This is a genomic window from Mesotoga infera (assembly GCF_900157305.1).
GTDB lineage: Bacteria > Thermotogota > Thermotogae > Petrotogales > Kosmotogaceae > Mesotoga > Mesotoga infera.
Genome location: NZ_LS974202.1, coordinates 1,391,642 through 1,412,647 on the forward strand (window position 1 = coordinate 1,391,642; position 21,006 = coordinate 1,412,647).

Below are 21,006 nucleotides of genomic sequence, written 5' to 3' on the forward strand. Positions count from 1 at the left end.
GCTCCGACCCGGGATCCACTCCTTAGAAAACCGTGATTCTGAGTCAAGCTCAGAATGACATTAAGTGGGTCCGGCATGACGGGAAGAGCTTGCAGATCTCCACTATCACCTCGACGGCCTTCACCATGGACTCGATCGGCACGTATTCGAAACGGCCGTGGTAATTCATCCCTCCGGTGAAGATGTTTGGCGTGGGCAATCCCATGAAGGAAAGCCTCGCCCCATCGGTGCCTCCCCTGACCGGCTCTATAACAGGTTCGATTCCCACGTTTCTCATAGCGCGGGCCGCGATGTCCACGATGAACATGACCGGTTCGATCATCTCCCGCATGTTTCTGTAAGAATCCTTGACGGTCACGCTGACAGTGCCTTCCCCGTATTTGGCGTTGAGGAAAGCCGCCGCGTACTGCATCAATCGCTTTCGGTTTTCGAACCTCTCGCGCGAGTGATCGCGTATTATATAGTTGAGGTTCGTCTCCTCGACCGTGCCGGCCATGCTGGTCAGGTGGAAGAAGCCCTCCCTGCCCTGCGTGGCCGCGGGCGTCTCGGCAGCCGGAAGCAGGCTTATGAACTCCGAGGCGATCAGCATCGAATTCTTCATCCTGTCCTTGGCCGAGCCCGGGTGTATGTTCAGACCCGTTATCTTCACCTTCGCGCCGGCCGCGTTGAAGGTCTCGTACTGGAGCTGGCCCAGCGCGCCCCCATCGACGGTGTAAGCGTAATCGGCGCCGAATTTCTCCACGTCGAAGTGATCGGTCCCCTTGCCGACCTCCTCGTCCGGAGTGAAGCAGACCCTGATCTTGCCGTGTTTTATCTGCGGATGCTCCATGAGGTACTCTAGCGCCGTGACGATCTCGGCGATCCCGGCCTTGTCGTCGGCGCCCAGAAGTGTCGTCCCGTCGGTTACTATCAGTTCCTGGCCCCTGTAATCCAGCAGCTCGGGGTAGGTAGAAGGATCTAGCACTATCCCCTTCTCGGGATTGAGCGTTATCTCTCCGCCTTCGTACCTGACTATTCTTGCCTTGACATCCTTCCCGCTAGCGTCCGGGCTGGTGTCCATGTGAGCCACAAAGCCGATCACCGGCACCCTTGCATCGGTGTTGGCTCCAAGCGTGGCCATTACGTAGCCGTGCCCGTCCAGCGATACCTCTTCCAGACCGAGCCCCTCCAGTTCGTCTCTCAACAGTGCCGCGAGTTTAAGCTGACCTTCGGTCGTCGGGCTCGAGTCGGAATCGTGGCTCGAAGTCGTTTCGACCGAGACGTACCTCATGAAGCGGTCAATCATCCTTTTCATCCACATCACTCCTTCCCTTTTTCCTCTTTCTATTCAACTGTACCAGTATATCCACCATTTCGCGCGGCCTCGCCGCCAGCCTGTTTGCTATGACTGAGGCCGAATTGAATATCATACCGGCCACTGACCGCTCCTTTCTGGTCTTCACTCTCCTCAGCAGAAAGAGCGAGAGCCCCCTTAGCACGAAGGTGACGAAGAAGAGGATTTGAATGCCGTAAAACCTCATCCCCAGAATCTCCCAGCCGAATTTGTTCAAATAGGAGGCCAGAAACCCTCCGGCGAGAGAGCCGACCAGAGCCGCCCCGCCGTTGGCGAAGGAGAGCAGCGCGTAGTACGACTCGGTATTCACCCCGTCGAGGAGATCGAGCATCGTCGTGAAGAGACAGAGGTTTATGGCGCTCCAGGAGATCGTGCCGATCAGAGTGTCGATATAGAGAAGATAGACCGTCTGCTCGTTCATGAAGACCCAGAGGATAATCTTTATGAACGCGCCGAACACGCCGAACTCGAGCACAGCCTGGCTCCCTATTCTGTCGGCTATCTTGCCCCAAATGAAATAGAAGACCATCGTGAGGAGCGAGCTGAAAACATTGAGAATGCTCAAGAACGAATAACCCAGCTTCATATTTACCAGCTCGTGATACGAGAAAAACGGCGAGGTGATCGCTATCGAAAAGCTCCAGAAGGCGTAAAATACCAGATAAGGCATGAACTTCCTGTCCTTCGTGACGGCCCTGAAGAGTCCCCTGCCGTAGGTGATCTCCCGCGGTGGATCGTAATGGAAACCCAGCAGCACAAGGCTCACCAGTGCGCTGATCGTCCCCAGCACGGTGATGATAAGAAAGCCGCGCGTGCCGGGAACGGCGTCCAGCAAGAAGGAATAGAAGAGAGTTATGAGCATGTTCGTGATCGTGAAGATAATGTTCCTCGAGCTGAAAAACTTCGCGGCCCTCTCCCTCGGGGCGACGTCCTTCATGAGGGAGACCCAGAAATTGCCCGTAAGGCTCGCCGCCATAGAGAAAAGGGCCATGATTATCAGCAGGATCGACTGCCGGTTCATCCCAACGGCCAGGGTCACGGGAATGAAGGCCGTCGAAAGCCTGCTCACCGTGGCGAAAATCATCATCGCCCTCTTCCTGTTTCCTATGAGTCGCATCATGGCCGGAGCCAGAAGCTGGACGAACTGCGAAATCGTCGGGAGCACTCCCAGAAGCGCTATCACGGGCTCGGAAGCGCCGAATTCAAGAGCGAGGCCGGTGCCCAAAAAACCCTGGGTTATCAGAAAGAACCCGTTGTATATCGAGCCTTCGAATATAGAGAGTATCTGTGTGCGTTTAATTTTGTCCAATTGAGACATCTCCGGCGCTGCTTGTGAAGTATTACCATTATAGATCAAAGGGCCTGCCGAATCCAGCAAACTAAACTAATGCGCTTTGAATTAAACCGTGGAAAAGCGAAAGATGCGTCCTTCGTTGCTGTTCCAGAGCCTGGACAGCTCCCCCCTCATTCTATTTTCAACGTAATCCTGTAAGTATCTATCGATTGATCCGGCGATGCGGAACTTCCATAAGACAGCTCCAGAACGCCCTCCCCTCTCTCCACGGTTCTAAAATAGAAAACCGAATATCTGACTTCTTCAAAGTATTCGATGAAGGGATCGGAGAGTAGCTTCAACTGTTCTGGAAGTTCCTCGCGTAAATACCAGGTTTCATCGCTCGACGAACCGTTCTTCAATTTCAAAATCAACATCTGGTCGAGTTTTAGAGCTATATGGCGATCGTTGTCGCTGTCCCTGGCAATGTAAATGTCATGAACGGGTTCGGCCACCGTTATCGTCGCCCCGAAGGTCCTCTCTGGAGGTGTTTCCTCCCAGGGTCTTCCATAGGAGAATTCTATATAGGCGGTTCCGTAGTTGATACCCTCGAAATAGTAACGCTGCTGGATGGTCCCGCCCACGGACGGGGTGTTTTCAGGTATCAGATACTCGTTTTCCTTCGTCTGACGGAGGATAGAAGAGGTGGTGGAGGTTATTCTCCATGACATACCAGTTCCCGTGGTCACGTTCAATGAAACCTCTAGAGGTATGGCTAGATCTACCGAGAAACTCTTCCCGTTATCGGATTCGTCGATAGATAGAACCTCCCTTTCCAGAAGCGGCACAGAGATCCCGACCCTGTAGGTCCCTATCGGTTCATCGTTCCAGCAAGAGCAATAAGAGAGAGAAATGTCGGTCTCTCCGGGGCCTATCACCCTGAACTGAAAGACCTGGTAGCCGCCGCCCGTCGTTCCCGGTTCTTCGTAGAATGGTTCGGAGAGAAGCCTCAAGACGCTTCCGTCGAACTCTTCGAGCCTCCAGGAGTAACCTGTCCCCGGACTCGAAGGGAGTGAAATGGTGAAGTCGCGGCCAATTTCAAGATCCATATCGACCCCGTTGTCTTTCTCGCCGAGCGAAACAATTCCAGACAAAATATCAACGGCTCTTCCAGATAAATCGTGTTCGGGGCTGCTTTCTTGTTCCGCTTCAACCCTCCGGAGAAAATCTCCGATTATCATATTGAAACCCTCACTCTCTTCAAGCATGGGAAAGTGCGCGCTGTTTATGAATGTGACGAACTCGCTCTTTGGGGAGAGTTTCTGGTAATCGATGACTTTATCGACTCCTGGAAAATTGTACAATCCCGTGCAGATAAGCACCGGCATTCTGAGATCGGATAGGCCCGAGGAGATATCCAGCCCCCTCAACTCACCGGTTACTCCCGGGCCGTCACCCCAGAACTGATCGTAAATGTCGCGGTTTATGTCCTCTACGGTCGTCTTGAGTTTTGATTCTATATCTCCCCTGTAATTCAGGAAAAGCAGCTTCAGCTTATCGGGTACGGTGTCGTTTTGGAGCGTATATTCTTCGATCAGCAGGTCTAATTGAGGAATCGAGAGTATCGGATTCACAAGTACCAGGCTCGACAGTTCCGCCGGCCTCGCAAGAGCGTAATAAACGGCTATCAGGCTCCCGAAGCCGTGTCCCATTAAATGGAATCTCTCAAGTTCCAGCTCGTGAACGATCGCCGACAACTCGGAGATGTAATATTCCAAGCTCAAATCCAAGGAGCCGACGTCGCTGGATTTTCCGCTTCCGGCCGAATCGTAGAGAACAGTTTTTCTTCCCGGGAGTATATCTTCGAGATAGCTGCCACTTATTCCCGGGCCGTCACCTATCACTACTACGGGAAGACCTTCGGCTTCGCCGATTCTGAAGAATATCTCATTACCGTAAAGCTCTATACTTCCGGTAGTGGCAACCGTTGCGGCCGCGATGAAAAGAAAGAGAATTAAAGATGGTTTATACAATTGAACCTAACCTCCCCAGATGAACTGACGAACGAACATCGATACAGTAAAATTATATAACGCGCTGAGGTCGGGTTCCCTTCCGAGGGAGATATGTCCGGTCAAATTCAACCGGTTGCCTGATTTACTTGAAAATGATGCAGCGATAATATACCCTATTCTCATGTGGCGAATGACAGATGTTGGGCGTGATAAGGATGAGAAGGATCCCCGGTAACGAATGGAAGATGTTGATTCCCTTTCTGTCTGCGGAGAGGGAGTTCAACGTTTTTATGATCGGCGACATAGAGAATACCCCGCCAGAAGCCGAACACATGGAAATCTTCGTCGAAGGCGAACTCGAGAATCCCGCAGGCGTTCTTCTGAGATATTACAGGTTTTTTATCGTCTATTCCAGTGAAAGAATGGATCATGCCGGAGCGGCGAAGATCATAAAGGATTTTGAAAAGGCTATCGTATTGAGCGGAAAGGCCGATTGCATAGATGCGATAGCTCCACATTTGAGGGAAATAACGAAAGAAGAGGCCACGATGCATCTAGCGCTTCTCAAAGAGCCAAACCTTGAGGAGAACGACCTGCCAATCAGGAGGGCGACTATGAGCGATGCGGGAGAGCTTCTTGCCCTCTTAAATTCGATAGAAGAGTTTCGAGCGACCGAAGAGGAGTCCTTTCTCTCATCGCTAGAGAGTGGAACATCCAGAAGATATATAGTCGAAATGGACGGCAGAATAGTTTCTACGGCCGCCAGTACCGCGGAGAGTTCCGATATGGCTATGATCATCGGAGTTGCGACTCACAAAGATTACAGGAAACGAGGACTGGCCTCCAAAGTCGTGTCGAAGCTCTGTTCGGATCTACTGAATTGGGGAAGGACTCCCTGCCTGTTCTACGATAACCCCGAGGCCGGAAAGATTTACAACAGGCTGGGCTTTCGCGAAATCGGGAAATGGAAGATACTGTATTTCAGGTAAGTTTGATCTTTGACGGTATTCGACGGTCTGGATCGCGTGAATTCAGACAAATCCTCGTAGGTCGTCCCCCTTTGATGTTAAAATCGGAATGAAGAGATCAAGCGAGGTGCATTGATGGAAAGAAAAGATATGTCGGCTATGGAAGTTCTTGAAGCTTATTTCGAAGCTTACAGAAACAGAGACCTTGAAACCATCGCGACACTTTGCGACGGTGATATCATTTATTTGAGCCCGGAGGGACTAGTCGCGGAAGGTTTCGAAGCCTTCTCAAGGCTAATCCAGGGTGAGTTCAACTCTTTCGGAGTTCTTTACGAACCTTTCCTCTGGCAGAGCAGTATCGAAAAGTCCGGCGAATGTCTTCTGTTGTGGAAACGTGGAGTTAAGTTAGCCAGAAACGCCGCTTTCAGGAGAGTCGAGATTCAGGGCTCCACGCTCCTAATTCGATCAAAGGGGATATGGAAGATCGCCTGTATTCAGTATTTTGTGCCTGTCTCTTTCAAAAGCCTGTTAAGCAGGAAGAAGTAGTCCTTACTTTTCAAAACTATCGTGTCATAGTAAAAAACGGGGTAAGTTGTGCTACGAACCAATGAAACGGATCTGCCCGATGTGCATTTATTTTTTAAGGAGGACAAATCTGTCGTGAACGATCTAAAAAAAGCTTGGCTCGTAGTTTACAGTGGGTTGGGAGTTAACTTGACCCTTGGAGTGCTTTACTCCTGGAGCATCATCTCCGCAGCTTTAATGGACAATTATGGTTGGAGCGCAACACAGACGCAGATCCCCTATATGTTGGCTTCCGCGGTTTTCGCGCTCACGATGGTCCCGGGAGGAAAGTTGCAGGACAGGCTCGGACCAAAACCGGTGCTCTTAATATCTTCGGTGCTGGCCGGTCTGGGATTCATTCTCTCCGGACTCAATCTCACGGTTGTGGGGCTCGCTTTGTTCTTCGGCGTGGTCTTCGGTCTGGCCATGGGTTTCGGTTACGCTTCGCCCACGCCCGCCGCCGTGAAATGGTTTCACCCCGAGCACAGGGGCTTGATTTCGGGCATAGTTGTAAGCGGTTTCGGCCTCGCGCCCGTTTATATCGCCCCTTTGACCAGTTCTCTTATAGGAGTGATGGGACTCCCGGCAACTTTGATCACCCTTGGGATAATCTTCTTCTTGGTCGTGTTCTCGCTCTCTTTCGCCATTTCAAATCCGCCGCCCGGTTTCCAGAGAATCGAACTGAAGAAGAGACCGGCGAAGGTCCATCAGATAACGGCAAAGGATTACAAAGTTGGCGAGATGGTCAAGACGGTTCAATTCTACCTTCTCTGGACCATGTTTTTCTTCGGGACTTTCGCGGGCCTGCTCATAATCGGCCAGATGTCGAAGATCGGGCTCGAACAGGCTTCGATCAGCAACGGATTCCTGCTGGTCGTCGTTTACGCCATCTTCAACTTCATCGGACGGGTTACTTGGGGAACCGTATCGGATTATCTCGGAAGAACGGTCACGCTTTTGACCATGTTCCTAATACAGGCGATCGTCTATTTCTCGTTCGCCGCTCTCACAAACCCGGTCGCTCTGTTGATAGGCAAGAGTCTCGTCGGTTTTACCTTCGGCGGAATGCTGGCCATATTCCCGGTGATCACCGCCGATTTCTACGGGATGAAGAACCTGGGAGTGAATTACGGGGTGATGATAACGGCATGGGGTGTCGGAGGCATACTGGGTCCCCTTCTCGGAGGCATCGCGCGCGACATCACGGGCGGTTACGAGATCAGTTATCTGGTATCTGCCGTACTCAGCGTCGCTGGCGCGGCGATCAGTTTGCTAGTGAGGCATCCCGATAGAAAATCGCGCTAATTAAAACCCGAAGAGACTCCGTTTTTTGAATCACTGATGGAGGTTGAATATGCCAGGTAAAGTCGAAAGATTGGAATCGATACGCAGAACACTGGCGATTTTGCTGGACGACGTGCAGTGGAAACTGGACGATGTCGTCCTGACCATAGGGGACCTTATAGACGAGGAGAAGAAGCTCTCGCTGGATGCTCTGAAAAACCTCGGAATGTTGAAGAGAGAGAGACGGGAAATGCTTTCTATCTATCTGAAAGCCGTAGAAGACAGAAACGAGATAGTGAAGAGAATGGTGGAGGATCTCTGGGACGTTCCGGAAAATAATCTCAAAGAAGCTCTCGAAAAGCTTAACGAACTTCTGAAGGAAGAGCGAGAACCTCCGGGACCGGCCTAGAGGCTCTTCTCTATGTACTTCATAAGCGTTTCAAGTTCTTTTATCTTCTCATCTACCTCGCCGGTTTTCGCCGCCTCTCTCACACAGGTTTCTATGTGCCTGTTTACAACAGAGGTATTGGCCTTTTTAAGGAGCGAAATCACCGCCAGTAGTTGTGTGGATATGTCTATGCAGTATCTCCCGTCCTCTATCATTCTTATTATCCCGTCTATCTGGCCCCTCGCTGTCTTTAGTATTTTGAGCGCCTCATCGTGTTTATGATGGGAATGATTCTCCATATCAATCTTCGATTCCCTTCAGGACATATCCGGCTTCGTCTATAACTTCTCTCAGAAATTCTCTATCCAGCTCCACGGAGCTTTCCACAACGGCCGATCCATCGTCCAGATCGACACTGGCTTTTTTGACACCCTCGATAGAACTCAAGGCCTTTTCCACTCGCATCTTGCAATGGTTACAGCTCATACCTTCGATTATCAGTTTCATCCTGTCTCCTCCTTTATATTTTAATCCTCTTCAGCCTGAGCGCATTCATCACGACACTGACACTGGAGAAGGCCATGGCCGCACCGGCTATCATGGGATTCAATCTTAGACCTAACGCTGTATAGAAAAGCCCGGCCGCAACGGGAATACCTATCGTGTTGTAGAAAAAGGCCCAGAACAGGTTCTGCTTGATATTCCTTATCGTCGCCTTTGAAAGGTTTATTGAGTTCACCACGTCGTTGAGATCGTCTTTCATGAGAACGACATCGGCGGCCTCTATCGCGATGTCTGTACCCGAACCGATGGCGATTCCCACGTCGGCCGCCGCAAGAGCCGGAGAATCGTTTATCCCGTCTCCCACCATGGCGACCGTGAAGCCTTTCTCTTTCAACTGTCCGACTTTCTCCGCTTTGTGCTGAGGCATAACTTCCGCGATCACCCTGTCAACCCCAACCTGTGCCGCTATTGCCCTGGCCGTTCTTTCGTTGTCTCCGGTCATCATATAAGTCTCTACGCCCGATCTTTTAAGTTTTTCTATGGCTCTGACCGACGAATCCTTTATTACGTCGGCGATCCCCAGGACGGCCATCGCTTTCTCGTCGTAAGAGGCGACGACCGGCGTCTTTCCGAGTTCGGAAAGGGAACGAACGAGTTCATCGACCTCCTTTCCCGTGGTCCCTATAAAACCGGGGTTCCCCAGCTTCACCTTCCCGCCGTTTATTGTGGCGCTTATCCCGCCTCCGGCAACGGCCTGAAAATCCGATACTTGCAGCAGATCGCCTTCGTAACCGTCTAGTATCGCCCTGTCCAATGGATGGGAACTTCTGCTGGCTATGCTCGCGACCAGTCTGGCCGCTTCCTTTTCGGTGAAGCCGTTCAATACCTTGAAATCGACCAGCTGCGGCTTTCCTCTGGTGATCGTGCCGGTCTTGTCGAAAATGACGGCATCGACTTTATGGGTCGTCTCAAGAGCCTCGCCGTTTTTGAAGAGAATTCCCATTCCGGCTCCGCGTCCCGTCGCGACCATGATCGCCGTCGGTGTGGCCAGTCCAAGGGCACAGGGGCAGGCTATGACCAGCACCGCGATCGTCATCGACATGGAAAAGGTGAAGCCGTAGCCCAGGGCTATCCAGCTCACGAAAGTGACAAGGGCGACCACCAGAACGAATGGAACGAAGTAGCCGCTAACCGTGTCCGCAAGGCGTGCGATCGGGGCTTTCGAGGCCTGGGCCTCTTCGACCATTTTTATGATCTTCGACAGAACGGTGTCGCTTCCCACGCGAGAGGCCCTTATCTCTATTGCGCCGTTTATGTTCACCGTGCCGCCGGTCACTTTCGAGCCTTCTCCGACATCTACGGGGATAGATTCTCCCGTAAGCATCGATTGATCGACCGAAGCGGTCCCGTCGATAACCGTTCCGTCAACGGGAATCGACATACCCGCCTTGACCAGCAATACATCCCCCGCTTCGACTTCTTCGAGAGGAATTTCGACGAACCTCTCTTCACGTTTCACCAGTGCCTTCTTCGGTGCCAGGTTCATCAACTTTCTTATAGCCTCCGAAGTCTTTCCTCTCGACAGGTTCTCGAAGTACTTCCCCAGAGAGATCAGCGCGATTATAACTCCGGCCGATTCGAAGTAAAGATCGCCGGCGTAATTGTGGTACCCTGAAGCGATCTGCACGGTCGCAAAAACACCGTAGATAAAGGCTGCACCGGTTCCGAGGCCTACCAGAGTATCCATATTTGGGTGGCCCCTGAAGAGATTTGGAATTCCCTTGAGGTAGAAATCTCTCCCGGCGATTATTATAGGGAGCGTTAGAAATAGCTGGACAAGCGCGAAGTTCAAGGGATTCATGTGAGGATCGATGAAAGAAGGCAGTTTCAATCCCGTCATATGACCCATTGCGATAATCAGGAGAGGAATGGCGAAGACAATAGAAACGAGGAATTTCTGTTTATAGCTCTTGATCGCGGCTTCCTTTTTAAGTCTGGATTGCTCGGAATCGGAGTTTGTAAAGGCGCTCGCCCGGTATCCGGCCTTTTCGATTGCCTCCTTTATCGAAGATATCCTCAGCTTATCGGGATCGTACTTGACGGTTGCCCTTTCCGTCGCCAGATTGACGGAGACCTCGCTTACGCCTTCGAGCTTTGCGACAGCCTTTTTCACCGCCGAAACACAGGCCGCGCAGGTCATGCCGTCTATCTCGAGCGTGACTATTCTCTCTTTGCTCACTTCTTCGAGCTCATATCCGGCCTTCTTCACAAGATTGAAGAGCTTCTCCTCGTCGAAGTCGCCCGAGAGTTCGAATGTCAACTTTTCGGTGGAGAGGTTGACCACCGGACTGGACACACCCTCAACCTTCGATGCCGCCTTTTCGACTGCCCTTACACAGGCGGCGCAGGTCATACCTTTGACAACATATTCTTTCATGGCGACCTCCAATCTGGACACGATCTATCAACCCACTCCCCGGGGGGAGGGGATAATATAATAATACAACATTTTTTATCAGATTTCAACGGGCCGGTATATTTAGCGGAGAAAACTGGTTGTGAAGAGCGGTTCTTAGTAATTAAGGAGCGCGAGAGGAGTAGAGAGGAAGAGAGAGAGGAGAGAAAACCCGTCCTTTCCTCCCTTCCCGTCATGCCGAACCTGATCCGGCATCCTGGTCCTTCGTAAGGGTAAAAGAGCGAGATCCCGTATAGGAGCACTACGGGATGACGGGATTGGATACGGGATGGCAACCCTTCGGGTCATCCTGGCGTACTCCTAGCCAGGATCCCGGTCTTCGCGAGGCGAGGAGAACGGGATTTTGATCTTCTTACCTCTGACCTCATACCTCTTACCTCTGTTTAGAGACGAACGAGAAGAGCGAGATCCCGTATAGGAGCACTACGGGATGACACGGGATGACAGCCCCTTCACGTCATGCCGGACACCGATCCGGCATCTCCGTCCTTCTCGTGAGCTGAGCGAACTCTCGACGCTCTTTCTCGCGTTTTGCGAACAATCTATCACGTCTTCTTCCTGTACTGTATCGCCTCGGCGATGTGCCGGGCGAGAACCTTGCTTTCTTCGAGGTCGGCTATGGTAAGGGCGACTTTCAGGACCCTGTCTATAGCCCGGGCCGTCAATTTCATCTTGTCCACCGCGCCCGATAGCAAAGACCTGGACGTCGTATCCAGATTAACGTATTCCTTCAGCAGGGAGTGCCCAAGCTGGCTGTTAGAGAAGAGGTTCATTCCTCTGTATCTCTCCAGTTGCCTGCTGCGTGCCCTGACGACCCGCTCCCTCACACTGGCGGAGCTTTCAGCGGTAGAGGTTTCCATATACTTGTCGAAGTCCAGACGGGGCATATCGACGAATATATCTATCCTGTCCTCCATGGGGCCGGAAATCTTTCTGTTGTATCTCTGTATTTCATACCAGGAGCATGTACACTCTCTGGTCTTGTCTCCGTACCAGCCGCAGGGGCAGGGGTTCTGCGCCGCCACCATCATGAATCTGGCCGGATAAGTCACTGTGAGCTTGGCCCGCGCCACGGTTATGACTCCATCTTCCAGAGGTTGCCTGAGAGCCTCTATAACATCTCGCCTGAATTCCGGGAACTCGTCCATGAAGAGAACGCCGTTGTGAGAGAGGCTTATCTCACCGGGTCTCGCGTCGTTTCCGCCACCGACTATGGAAGTCGTGGAAGCGGTGTGGTGGGGCGACCTGAAGGGTCGCTCCTTTATCAACCCTCTATCACCCAGGAGACCGGAAACGCTGTAAATCATGGTCGTTTCTATTGCCTCGTCCATCGTCAACGGCGGGAGGATCGAGGGGATTCTTCGGGCGAGCATCGTCTTTCCACATCCGGGTGAGCCTCTCAACAGAAGATTGTGACCTCCGGCGGCAGCAACCTCCGCGGCTCTCTTGGCGAACTCCTGGCCTTTTATCTCCGACATGTCGGGAGTGTCAAGGTTTCTAAGCTCCGGCTTTTCGTATTTGATCGGCTCCTTGCGGATCTGGCCGTTCAGAAAGCCGATGAGTTCGTTGAGATTATCGATGGTATAAATGGTCAACTTGTCCACTATCGAAGCCTCGGTCTTATTTGGAGCCGGGAGAACTACCTTGGTACCGTTTGCCTTTCTGGACAGAGAGAGAAGTATGGGCAACACGCCCCTGACCTTTCTTAAACTTCCGTCGAGCCCAAGTTCCCCGAAGAAGATGAAGTCCGAAAGGTCGGTTTTGATCTGCGCGGTGGCCTTCAATAATCCCACCGCGATCGGAAGGTCAAGGTAAGAACCCTCCTTTTTAACATCGCTCGGAGCGAGGTTGACCGTGATCCTTCCATTCGGGAGTTCGATCCCTGAGTTCTTCACGGCGCTTTTTACCCTCTTCTTACTCTCTTTGACCACCGTGTCGCCCAGTCCCACTATATCCATGTCCTGGACCAGAGACCTGCTATCTATATCGAGTTCGACAAGCACATCCATCACTTTGAGGCCCATGGTCGTGATTGTTCTAACCCTTGAATAGCGCATTTTATTACCTCCAATCCTACCTATGATTCTATCATCAATCATGTGGGCATAAATGATATACTTATTTTGAGGGATGATTGAGGTGCGACCATGAAGAGTACACATCGTGTAAGCGTGAGAGCCTTAGTTTTGAAAGACAACTCAGTTCTTCTTGTTCGTCATGCTCATCAAGACAGACCTCCTTTCTGGTGTTTCCCCGGCGGATTAGTTGAAGAAAACGAAGATCTTCTATTTGCGGTTCGAAGAGAGCTTGTCGAAGAGACCGGTATCTCGGTAGAACCTCTATCCGTGGTTGCACTGCAGGAGTTCAGAAAGGAGAAGCTGCTGGAGGTGATATTCCTCTGTAATTACACGGGTGGTACCGTCTCACTTGGGAGCGATCCGGACAATTCCGGCCCGCCGGTACTGGTAGATGCCAGGTGGGTGCCCATCGAGACTCTAGGTTCGTTCCAGGTGCATCCGGCGGAGTTGATTCCCCATTTGATCGAGTATGGAGGCAAAATCGGAGCGGGCCGTTTCTTCTCCGTTTCCAGTAAATACTCGATGATTCAAAACCTTGCCGGTGAGGTGTAGCAGGTATCACCGCGTACGATTCTTTGGTGCAAGTGGCAACAAAACTTCAGTCACATCACTGCGAGAGGAGGGTTATCATGGATTACAACATCTACTCAAAGGACGTAACAATAACAGATTCCATGAAAGACTACATCGACAAAAGGTTCTCAAAAGTGTCAAAAGTTGTGAACGAAGAAAAAGTGATCTCTATGGATCTCCGGTTGTCGAAGGTGAGAGCCTTTTACAATGTCGAGGCTACCGCCCATCTTCCAGGGGTAGTTCTCAGGGTCGAGGAGAAGGGAAGCGATTTCTACACGGTGGTCGATGCGGCATCCGACGCTTTCGAGAGAAGGCTGAAGAGATTCAAAGAGAGAACTAGATTCAAACACAAGAATGGCATTAAGGAAAACCTTGAATCTGTTCCCTCCCAGTTCGAAGAAGAAGAACAGTTTACTACGATAACCAGGAGAAAGAGATTCACGATCAAGCCTATGACCGAAGAAGAGGCTCTACTACAGATGGAGATGCTGGGACACACCTTCTTCGTTTTCAGAAACATCGTCACCGATGAAGTGAATGTCATCTATACCAGAAAAAACGGAAGTCTTGGAATAATAGAGATGAACGAATGACGACACGGCCACCATATGGTGGCCGTCTTTTTTTTGGCGGGCTCGGTTATAATATACAGAAGATCTGCAATGTTCAGAAGCAATGAAAGGGCGGTGGCAACAATCAAGAACAGAACTCAGACTATCATCTTCAGCAGGGTTGAGGATGAAGTCAGGATCGCCTCGGTGGATTCCGATCAACTCGAAGAGATATTTTTCGAGGACATGGATAGCGAGAGCGTTACAGGAAATATCTACCTTGGAAAAGTCGAAAACGTCGTTCCCAGTCTCGAAGCGGCCTTTGTGAATATAGGTATCGGAAGAAACGCCTTTCTGAGATTTAAGGATGCCTCCGGCCAGCAGAAACTCGAGAAGAACCAAAAAGTACTCGTACAGGTTAGCAAAGACCCGATAGGTTCGAAAGGGCCTCAGATAACTTTGAAGGTCAGCATACCGGGCAGGAGCCTCGTTTATACACCCTTTTCTAAACACATAGGCATTTCGAAGAAGATCTCCGATTCCCAGGAAAGGCACAGGTTGACAGCTGTGGCGAAATCGCTTCTCGAGAGCAAAGAGGGTGTGATCTTCAGGACGGCTTCCTACGGGCTCGGTGAGGAGACCATAAAAGACGAGCTGGAAGGGCTCAGAGAAAACTGGAAAAAGATAAATGAAACCTTCAAGCGCGGGCGAAAACCCAAGATTCTCTACGAAGAACCTTCGTTCGTAGAGTACATCCTCCGCGAAAGGCTCACCGAGAGCACAAAAGAAATCGTCGTCGATTCGGAAGAACTATGGCACGAGGTGGTGGCCGGGATAAGCAAATTCAAGGCCGGCTTCAAACCGGTAGTCAGATACGTCGAAGGAGATGCCTTCGCAACCGAGGACATCTACGAGAAGCTCAAGATTCTCTATACTAGAACGGTCGCTCTCCCCGGCGGCGGAAATATCTATATCGACAGAACCGAGGCCATGACGGTCATAGACGTCAACTCGGCCGGCAACCTCTCTGGAAGCGATGTCTCGGAGACCTCCCTGAACACAAACCTGGAAGCGGCTTCGGAAATCGCGAGGCAGCTCCGGCTGAGGAACATCGGCGGTATCGTCGTGATCGACTTTATAGATATGAAGACCGATGAAGACAGGCAAAAGATCATATCCAGTCTGAGCAACGAATTCAAGAAAGACAAGGCGCGGACCATGATCATGGGTTTCACCAGACTCGGTCTTCTCGAGATGACCAGAAAGAGATCTACTGCCGCGATAGGTTCCAAACTTTACTCTTCCTGCCCCGTCTGCAAGGGAACGGGAAGGATAGAATCGCCGCGGGCCGTTTATCAGAGGTTGCTCAAAGACCTGACGCGCGGTTTCCAGGATCAGACGATAAATGGAGCTTCGGTGCAGGTTTATCAGAATATGTCGGGGATACTCACGCCGGAGACCCAGAAAAACCTCCTGAAGACTCTCAAAAAAGAAGTGTCGGTAAGTTTCACATGGCCGGTTCCCACGACTTACGACATCAAGTTTATCAAAAAGCAGGAACAGCCAAAAAAAACCAAGAAGCAGGAGAAGAAAAAAGAAAAGAAGGAGTCGGCCTGACTCCTTCCTCGTTGGTGGATGCGACAGGGATCGAACCTGTGGCCTCTTCCGTGTGAAGGAAGCGCTCTTCCGCTGAGCTACGCATCCGTACAGTAGATTCTATCACCGGTCGGGCCGACTGTCAAGTTTTCGACAGTGAAGAGAGTTGCCGTCGATGGGCCTCTATCCGGATACGGATACCATAGCGGGCGAAGAGCGATGAAATGACTCTGGAGCAAGGATATAAGCCCGTCTCTATCCGCTTCTTTTAAGGACGCCTTTCCGTTTGGCCCAGCCCTCCATCTTCCTGAAAAAGAGCAGACCCGATGGAAGGAGTAGCCCTCCCAGAAGTATCAAAGGCCATATATCTCCCCACATTTCGATCATGCCCTTGCCTTCGAGTATCGACGATCTCATTCCTCTCAAGGCATATGTCGCGGGAGACAACCTCCCTACCTGCTGCATCCACTGCGGCAGTACATCGACTTCGTAATAGACCCCCGAGAACATCAGAAGGAGCGCCTGAAATATGTGGACTACCTGGGCTCCCTTCTCGGGCGATATCAGAGGCAACACGGCCGCGACTATTCCCAGACCGACGAAAGAGAAACTGGATACCGCAAGGATGCCGACCGCGGAAAGCAGATTGGCCTTCTCCAGATTCAGATCGAAGAAGATCGATACCGCCAGCAGAATCAAACCGCTCCTTAGAATCCCGTAAAGTATTGCGTAACCGCAGGTACTCAACAGGTGCGTCGCTCTTCTCACGGGTGCCATGAAAGTGTACTCTATAGTCTCTTCCCAGCGCTCCCAGGCAACGGTCTCGGCAACTATCTCGAAGAGTATGGAAAGATAACCCCAAAGAATCGATCCCAATAGCATGTACAGTATAAGGTAACTCGTATCCAGTTTAGTGCCGGAGAAGGCTTCTATGCCTTTGCCTATGAAACCCATGGTGACGGAGTTGGCTATCGTGTACACAAAAAAGACCAGTTCCCATTTCCAGTATCTTTTGGTGAAATTGAAGTTTCTCTCTATAAAGGCCCAAGAGGCCCTAAGCTCTCTTGCAAGCGCCTGCGAACTCATGCCGTTTCTACCTCCTGGTACTGCGCATCCTCAAGGGACATTCCCGTGTGCTCCATGAAGACATCCTCGAAGGTCGGGTTGTCCACCTTTCCTCTGAGCTGGTTCTTCAGCTCCTGCGGCCTCCCTTCTGCGACGATCTTACCCAGGTGAATTATTCCCACATAATCACAGAGCTTTTCGGCTTCTTCCATGTCGTGGGTGGTCAGGAGCATGGTCGTGTTCATATTTAATTTCACGTCTCTTATGAGTGACTGAACATCTCTCTTGGCTCTCGGATCGAGCCCCGTGGTCGGTTCGTCCAGAAGAAGCATCCTCGGTTCGGTCATGAAAGCCCTGACGATGGCGACTTTCTGTTGCATACCTCTCGAAAAGTCTTCCAGCGGATCTTTCAATCTCTTTTCGTCCAGACCGAAACGTTCGGAAAGATAGTAGATCTTCTTTATGGCTTCTCTCTTGGAAATGCCATAGAGACCGGCCGAGAAGGCCAGATTCTCTATGGCGGACAGTTTCCTGAAAAAACTCGCCTCGACGGAGACCCTGTTGATGAGCTTCTGAACGACTCCCGCCTCTTTTTCCACATCGTGCCCGAAGACGGACACGCTGCCCCTGTCGGGTATCAAAAGAGTCGAAGCGATCCTGATGAACGTCGATTTGCCCGAGCCGTTCGGCCCCAATAGTCCGTAGATCTCTCCCTCTTTTATCCTCAAGCTTACTCCCTTGAGCGCCTTGATCTCTTTCTTGTTTTTCTTGAAAAGTTTAACCACGTTATTCGCGAAAAGCGCGTCGGCCATTACGCACCTCCATCAAAGATAATGGGGCCTGCTGAACTTGCTTTCGATCTCGACTTTCTGTCTTTCAACTATTCCATCTATGAAAATCTCTCTCGAACCTCTATAAATCTTTTTCATCACGCCACCTCCTGGCGACTATCCTGGGGAAACTCCATGATACTATCCGGTCTATCTATGAAGGGTGGAAGTACAACACTACAACCAATACGGTCCTTTCTGATCTCTCCGCTTAACGCTATTTTCATTGTTTCACCCCCTGCGCTTTCGAACCGGGTTTCATGGTCCCCGTTTCATCCCTCAAAGCCAGAAACAGTAAGGACCAAAAACCTCGTTCTCTCTCTGCTTTTTCTGAATCTTCTTCTGTTCCACTTTCTCGATTCTTTCGATCTCTACCTTAACCGACATAACTCCACCTCCTGGAGAAATGGTTGACAAAAAAAAGGACCGTGGCTGTTACTCGCCACGGTCCTTCAAACATCGTCTATGGTTATACGTCTTTATACCTCACACGACGGATGAAGGCGTGGCAGAATGCGGCATCACCGGAGACCCTGTTAAGGGTGGTGGAAAATCCGGTCTTAAGTCTCATCATCATTCCATTACGCCTCCTTTCGAATAGTTTCTCTTTCGCTTGACTGATTATAGCATAAACTATGGAGAAATCAAAAGTCAATTCCTAAATATTATTGAATCCGGATTTACTTTTTGACACTTATTTAGTACTGCAATAAATAACTTTGCCTTTGTCGTTGAAATATCTTTTATCATCGCTCCGAAAGAATCAAAAGACTGAACTATCCTCGAAAGATATCAGTCAATTTCTATAATCCGCTCCTACCAGTATCCCGATACTCAAAACGTTCTTTTCCATAGAGCGGGTAATTTCGATATAATTGAGCTGATGAAAGTTCTGGAGGTTGCCCGTGCATAAAATTTCGACTGTTGTTTTACTCGCGCTGCTCGCCGCCACGTTACTATCGAGGGATTTGACGGTTCGATCTAACAACTCATGTTTCGACCTCGAAGAAATTTCCGGTGGATCCATCTCTCTCCCGATAGATACTACCGGCCACTTCCTACCGGGCCTTGAGCTGGTCCGGGGGGATCTCTGGGTAACGGCCGCCACTCAGGACCCGCTTTTTTTGAAGCTTAGCGGTGATAGAATCGAGCCTTCGCTCGTAGAAGAATGGGAGTGGAGGGACGGGAATAAAGAGCTGTATATAAGGCTTAGAGATGACATCCGCTGGTTCGACGGAACTCCGATTACTACGAGCGATCTGGAATATTCGTTGGCGATCTGGAAAGCTAGCGAAGACTCGCGACTCTACAAGATTCTGAACAATCCCGCTTACGTGAAGATGAAAACTTTGGATAGCAAGAGCGCCGTTTTCTATTTCAATCGGCCATTTCCCGAGTTCACCGGTTATCTAAGGACGGGATTGCTGGCCAGACACATCTACGAAGGGAAGCTTGGATTGAAACCTGGAGAGGTGTCTGCCAGCCAGTATTCGGGCAAACCTCCCCTGGAGGCCACCTCAGGACCTTTTTATCTGGCGGAGGGGAGCAAGAAGGGAAATATAATACTCAAGAGAAATCCCCAATGGCACGGTGGAAAAGGCTCGGAACACTACCCGCTATACTTCACCGAGTGGCCCGAACATGCCCTTCTTGACGAAATAAGACTGATAGAAGAGGCCGATCAGGAAGAGAGAATAAAGATGTTCCTGAACGGTGAGCTAAGCATGCTCTTCAACGAAGAAAACGCCGCGACGGAGCTCATAAACGGCGCAAAGAATGGAAATTACAGATACGAATTCACTCCCGACGGTTCTTATTACGCTTTGATTCTCAATCACAGGAACGAATTCCTCTCTAAGAGCTCTGTGAGAAAGGCCCTGAGAATGGCTCTGGACGTCGAGAAACTGTCGGGAACGATCGGGATCGGCTCTACCGGGGCCCTTCTGCCCATAGATGCCCGAACAGCTCTTCTTCAAGAGCTCTTGACGCAGATCGGAGAGTTTCCCTACGATGCGGGAAGAGCAAAAGAGCTCCTCGCGGGTGCCGGGTACGGGAAGGGATACACCCTTACGATCAAGGTTCACCAGGGAGTAGATAAGAAGTTCACGGACATGCTGGCGAAGATGTGGAAGGAGATCGGAGTGGATCTGAAGGTGGAGAGACTCGACTGGGGAAGTCTGCTAGGCGACGTGTATTCGGCCGACTACGATCTGGCCTTTTTCAGGGTTGAAGCATTCGATTATCCGGAGATCGCTCCCTGGGCGGTTGAGAACGCCGACGACTTAAAAACCGGCTGGGAAGTGGGATATGTGAATCCACAATTGTTCAGAATAGAGAGAAAAGCTATTACCGAGGGGCTATGGAAGAACAGGATCCCGTACTACCTGGGAGCCATGAAGTTATGGCTCGAAGATATGCCGATCATAGTGATATCCTATAGTCAGAAGGTCACGTTCTGGAGGCGAGAATTGAATGGACCGGTACCGGGGAGTGGAGAACTGTTCGACAACCTGGCCGAATGGTTCGTGCGCTGAACGGTTTCCGGAAATCGAAGGAGGGCGAAATTTGCTTGTATTGAGAAAAGAAGATCTCTGGAAGATCAAGTATTTCATGCAGGATTATGGCAGAGATCTTGAAAGAAAGCTGTTCTCCTATCTATACGAAGAAGATCTGTGCGATAAGGTTATCGAGGAGCTATCCAGATACCAGAACGAAGACGGTGGCTTTGGAAACGCGCTAGAACCTGATTTTAGACTTCCGCACTCTTCACCGATGGCAACATCGGTGGCCTTTCAGATTATCGTGAAACTCGATTGCGACAGCGCCCCCAAGCGGGAGATGATTTCCAGGGCCATGGCATATCTGGAGAAGACCTTCATACCTGAAAGAATGGGCTGGTTATCGGTGCCGGAGAGTGTCAACGATTTTCCGCACGCGCCCTGGTGGCATTTCGACAGCGAGAGGGGCATGTCTCCGATAGACATAAACTGGGGCAACCCGACGGCCGAAATCATAGGTTACCTTCATCGTTACAGGGAGTACACTTCCCTGGATGTGGACGCGCTGATCGAGAACGCCATCGAGTACCTGAACGGAATGAAGGAATTCGTTTCCTTCCATGAAATCTTCTGTTTCGAGAGGCTTCACAGTCAGCTCGACACGGAGAGGGCCGAAAGACTCGAGAATAAAATCGTTCAGGCGGTGAGCAATCTCACCTGTTGTGACGAGGATGAGTGGAAAAGCGAGTACACCGCCCGACCGCTCGATTTCGCCACCGGTCCGGACAGAACTTTCGGCATCGACGGCGCGCTGATAGAGAAGAACCTCGACTTCTACGTACAGGCTCTTCAGAGCAACGGCAGAATCAAACCCGCATGGTCGAAGAACATTTACAACGGAGACCTCGCCCCGGCGTGGGATGAATGGTCAGCGATCCTCACTCTCAGGGCGCTCGAGACTTTGAGGAACTTTGGAAGAGTTGTTCTATAAAGTGAAAGGAGGAGAGCGC

At 50.9% G+C, this 21,006-nt stretch carries 19 protein-coding genes and 1 tRNA gene; 9 read left to right on the plus strand and 11 right to left on the minus strand.

Going from position 1 to position 21,006, the window contains the following annotated elements:
* Positions 1-49 precede the first annotated feature (49 nt).
* The 3 genes from pepT to MESINF_RS06220 form a co-directional block, all read right to left on the minus strand.
* Positions 50-1,294 carry a peptidase T gene (gene pepT, locus MESINF_RS06210; protein WP_169699017.1) on the minus strand — a complete coding sequence of 415 codons (1,245 nt, stop codon included), beginning with the start codon at positions 1,292-1,294 and terminating at the stop codon, positions 50-52.
* Complete coding sequence (locus MESINF_RS06215) at positions 1,278-2,642, minus strand: MFS transporter (RefSeq protein WP_169699018.1); 1,365 nt, start codon at positions 2,640-2,642, stop codon at positions 1,278-1,280. Before MESINF_RS06215 ends, pepT begins: the two co-directional genes overlap by 17 nt.
* A gap of 155 nt (positions 2,643-2,797) precedes the next feature.
* Positions 2,798-4,639: an alpha/beta fold hydrolase gene (locus MESINF_RS06220; RefSeq protein ID WP_169699019.1), complete on the minus strand. Its 1,842-nt coding sequence runs from the start codon at positions 4,637-4,639 to the stop codon at positions 2,798-2,800.
* Between the two features lie 197 nt (positions 4,640-4,836).
* Here MESINF_RS06220 and MESINF_RS06225 point away from each other — a divergent pair, with 197 nt between their 5' ends.
* From MESINF_RS06225 to MESINF_RS06240, 4 genes are all read left to right on the plus strand, one after another.
* Complete coding sequence (locus tag MESINF_RS06225) at positions 4,837-5,610, plus strand: GNAT family N-acetyltransferase (RefSeq protein ID WP_169699020.1); 774 nt, start codon at positions 4,837-4,839, stop codon at positions 5,608-5,610.
* Positions 5,611-5,724: 114 nt separating this feature from the next.
* Positions 5,725-6,135 (plus strand): nuclear transport factor 2 family protein, encoded by a 411-nt coding sequence (locus tag MESINF_RS06230; protein WP_169699021.1) that lies wholly within the window; start codon positions 5,725-5,727, stop codon positions 6,133-6,135.
* A 114-nt stretch (positions 6,136-6,249) separates the two neighbouring features.
* Positions 6,250-7,458: an L-lactate MFS transporter gene (locus MESINF_RS06235; protein ID WP_169699022.1), complete on the plus strand. Its 1,209-nt coding sequence runs from the start codon at positions 6,250-6,252 to the stop codon at positions 7,456-7,458.
* Between the two features lie 49 nt (positions 7,459-7,507).
* Positions 7,508-7,846, plus strand: a complete 339-nt coding sequence (locus MESINF_RS06240; protein ID WP_169699023.1) for a hypothetical protein — start codon at positions 7,508-7,510, stop codon at positions 7,844-7,846.
* Here MESINF_RS06240 and MESINF_RS06245 read toward each other — a convergent pair.
* The 4 genes from MESINF_RS06245 to MESINF_RS06260 all read right to left on the minus strand — a co-directional run bounded on the left by MESINF_RS06245 (position 7,843) and on the right by MESINF_RS06260 (position 12,862).
* Entirely contained in the window at positions 7,843-8,124 is a 282-nt protein-coding gene (locus tag MESINF_RS06245) for a metal-sensing transcriptional repressor (RefSeq protein ID WP_169699024.1), read from the minus strand. The two genes, MESINF_RS06240 and MESINF_RS06245, sit on opposite strands and share 4 nt — an antisense overlap.
* Before the next feature lies 1 nt (position 8,125).
* Positions 8,126-8,332 carry a heavy-metal-associated domain-containing protein gene (locus tag MESINF_RS06250; RefSeq protein ID WP_169699025.1) on the minus strand — a complete coding sequence of 69 codons (207 nt, stop codon included), beginning with the start codon at positions 8,330-8,332 and terminating at the stop codon, positions 8,126-8,128.
* 13 nt (positions 8,333-8,345) lie between these two features.
* A complete protein-coding gene (locus tag MESINF_RS06255) occupies positions 8,346-10,766 on the minus strand; it encodes a heavy metal translocating P-type ATPase (protein WP_169699026.1) in 2,421 nt (806 codons plus the stop codon).
* Between the two features lie 584 nt (positions 10,767-11,350).
* Positions 11,351-12,862: a YifB family Mg chelatase-like AAA ATPase gene (locus MESINF_RS06260; RefSeq protein WP_169699027.1), complete on the minus strand. Its 1,512-nt coding sequence runs from the start codon at positions 12,860-12,862 to the stop codon at positions 11,351-11,353.
* Between the two features lie 90 nt (positions 12,863-12,952).
* On the opposite strand from MESINF_RS06260, the gene MESINF_RS06265 reads away from it, so the two are divergent.
* The 3 genes from MESINF_RS06265 to MESINF_RS06275 all read left to right on the plus strand — a co-directional run bounded on the left by MESINF_RS06265 (position 12,953) and on the right by MESINF_RS06275 (position 15,624).
* Positions 12,953-13,435 (plus strand): NUDIX domain-containing protein, encoded by a 483-nt coding sequence (locus MESINF_RS06265; protein WP_169699028.1) that lies wholly within the window; start codon positions 12,953-12,955, stop codon positions 13,433-13,435.
* A gap of 77 nt (positions 13,436-13,512) precedes the next feature.
* Entirely contained in the window at positions 13,513-14,049 is a 537-nt protein-coding gene (hpf, locus tag MESINF_RS06270) for a ribosome hibernation-promoting factor, HPF/YfiA family (protein ID WP_169699029.1), read from the plus strand.
* A gap of 69 nt (positions 14,050-14,118) precedes the next feature.
* A complete protein-coding gene (locus MESINF_RS06275; protein ID WP_231936891.1) occupies positions 14,119-15,624 on the plus strand; it encodes an Rne/Rng family ribonuclease in 1,506 nt (501 codons plus the stop codon).
* Positions 15,625-15,636: 12 nt separating this feature from the next.
* On the opposite strand, the gene MESINF_RS06280 is transcribed toward MESINF_RS06275, so the two are convergent.
* From MESINF_RS06280 to MESINF_RS13730, 4 genes are all read right to left on the minus strand, one after another.
* Positions 15,637-15,711: transfer RNA gene (locus MESINF_RS06280), tRNA-Val, on the minus strand.
* A 147-nt stretch (positions 15,712-15,858) separates the two neighbouring features.
* A complete protein-coding gene (locus MESINF_RS06285; RefSeq protein WP_169699030.1) occupies positions 15,859-16,689 on the minus strand; it encodes an ABC transporter permease in 831 nt (276 codons plus the stop codon).
* On the minus strand, positions 16,686-17,480 hold the full coding sequence (locus MESINF_RS06290; protein ID WP_169699031.1) for an ABC transporter ATP-binding protein: 795 nt from the start codon (positions 17,478-17,480) through the stop codon (positions 16,686-16,688). Before MESINF_RS06290 ends, MESINF_RS06285 begins: the two co-directional genes overlap by 4 nt.
* Before the next feature lie 116 nt (positions 17,481-17,596).
* Positions 17,597-17,725, minus strand: a complete 129-nt coding sequence (locus MESINF_RS13730) for a hypothetical protein (protein WP_269460647.1) — start codon at positions 17,723-17,725, stop codon at positions 17,597-17,599.
* Between the two features lie 678 nt (positions 17,726-18,403).
* Between MESINF_RS13730 and MESINF_RS06295 the strand changes: the two genes are divergently transcribed.
* Together MESINF_RS06295 and MESINF_RS06300 are read left to right on the plus strand one after the other, a co-directional pair.
* On the plus strand, positions 18,404-20,032 hold the full coding sequence (locus MESINF_RS06295) for an ABC transporter substrate-binding protein (RefSeq protein ID WP_169699032.1): 1,629 nt from the start codon (positions 18,404-18,406) through the stop codon (positions 20,030-20,032).
* A 31-nt stretch (positions 20,033-20,063) separates the two neighbouring features.
* A complete protein-coding gene (locus tag MESINF_RS06300; RefSeq protein ID WP_169699033.1) occupies positions 20,064-20,987 on the plus strand; it encodes a prenyltransferase/squalene oxidase repeat-containing protein in 924 nt (307 codons plus the stop codon).
* The last annotated feature ends 19 nt before the right edge of the window (positions 20,988-21,006 follow it).

Coding starts and splice junctions, on each gene's coding strand:
- pepT (WP_169699017.1), bottom strand. CDS start 1,294: ATGAAAAGGATGATTGACCGCTTCATGAGGTACGTCTCGGTCGAAACG.
- MESINF_RS06225 (WP_169699020.1), top strand. CDS start 4,837: ATGAGAAGGATCCCCGGTAACGAATGGAAGATGTTGATTCCCTTTCTG.
- MESINF_RS06230 (WP_169699021.1), top strand. CDS start 5,725: ATGGAAAGAAAAGATATGTCGGCTATGGAAGTTCTTGAAGCTTATTTC.
- MESINF_RS06240 (WP_169699023.1), top strand. CDS start 7,508: ATGCCAGGTAAAGTCGAAAGATTGGAATCGATACGCAGAACACTGGCG.
- MESINF_RS06245 (WP_169699024.1), bottom strand. CDS start 8,124: ATGGAGAATCATTCCCATCATAAACACGATGAGGCGCTCAAAATACTA.
- MESINF_RS06250 (WP_169699025.1), bottom strand. CDS start 8,332: ATGAAACTGATAATCGAAGGTATGAGCTGTAACCATTGCAAGATGCGA.
- MESINF_RS06255 (WP_169699026.1), bottom strand. CDS start 10,766: ATGAAAGAATATGTTGTCAAAGGTATGACCTGCGCCGCCTGTGTAAGG.
- MESINF_RS06260 (WP_169699027.1), bottom strand. CDS start 12,862: ATGCGCTATTCAAGGGTTAGAACAATCACGACCATGGGCCTCAAAGTG.
- MESINF_RS06265 (WP_169699028.1), top strand. CDS start 12,953: ATGAAGAGTACACATCGTGTAAGCGTGAGAGCCTTAGTTTTGAAAGAC.
- hpf (WP_169699029.1), top strand. CDS start 13,513: ATGGATTACAACATCTACTCAAAGGACGTAACAATAACAGATTCCATG.
- MESINF_RS06275 (WP_231936891.1), top strand. CDS start 14,119: ATGTTCAGAAGCAATGAAAGGGCGGTGGCAACAATCAAGAACAGAACT.
- MESINF_RS06285 (WP_169699030.1), bottom strand. CDS start 16,689: ATGAGTTCGCAGGCGCTTGCAAGAGAGCTTAGGGCCTCTTGGGCCTTT.
- MESINF_RS06290 (WP_169699031.1), bottom strand. CDS start 17,480: ATGGCCGACGCGCTTTTCGCGAATAACGTGGTTAAACTTTTCAAGAAA.
- MESINF_RS13730 (WP_269460647.1), bottom strand. CDS start 17,725: ATGAAAATAGCGTTAAGCGGAGAGATCAGAAAGGACCGTATTGGTTGT.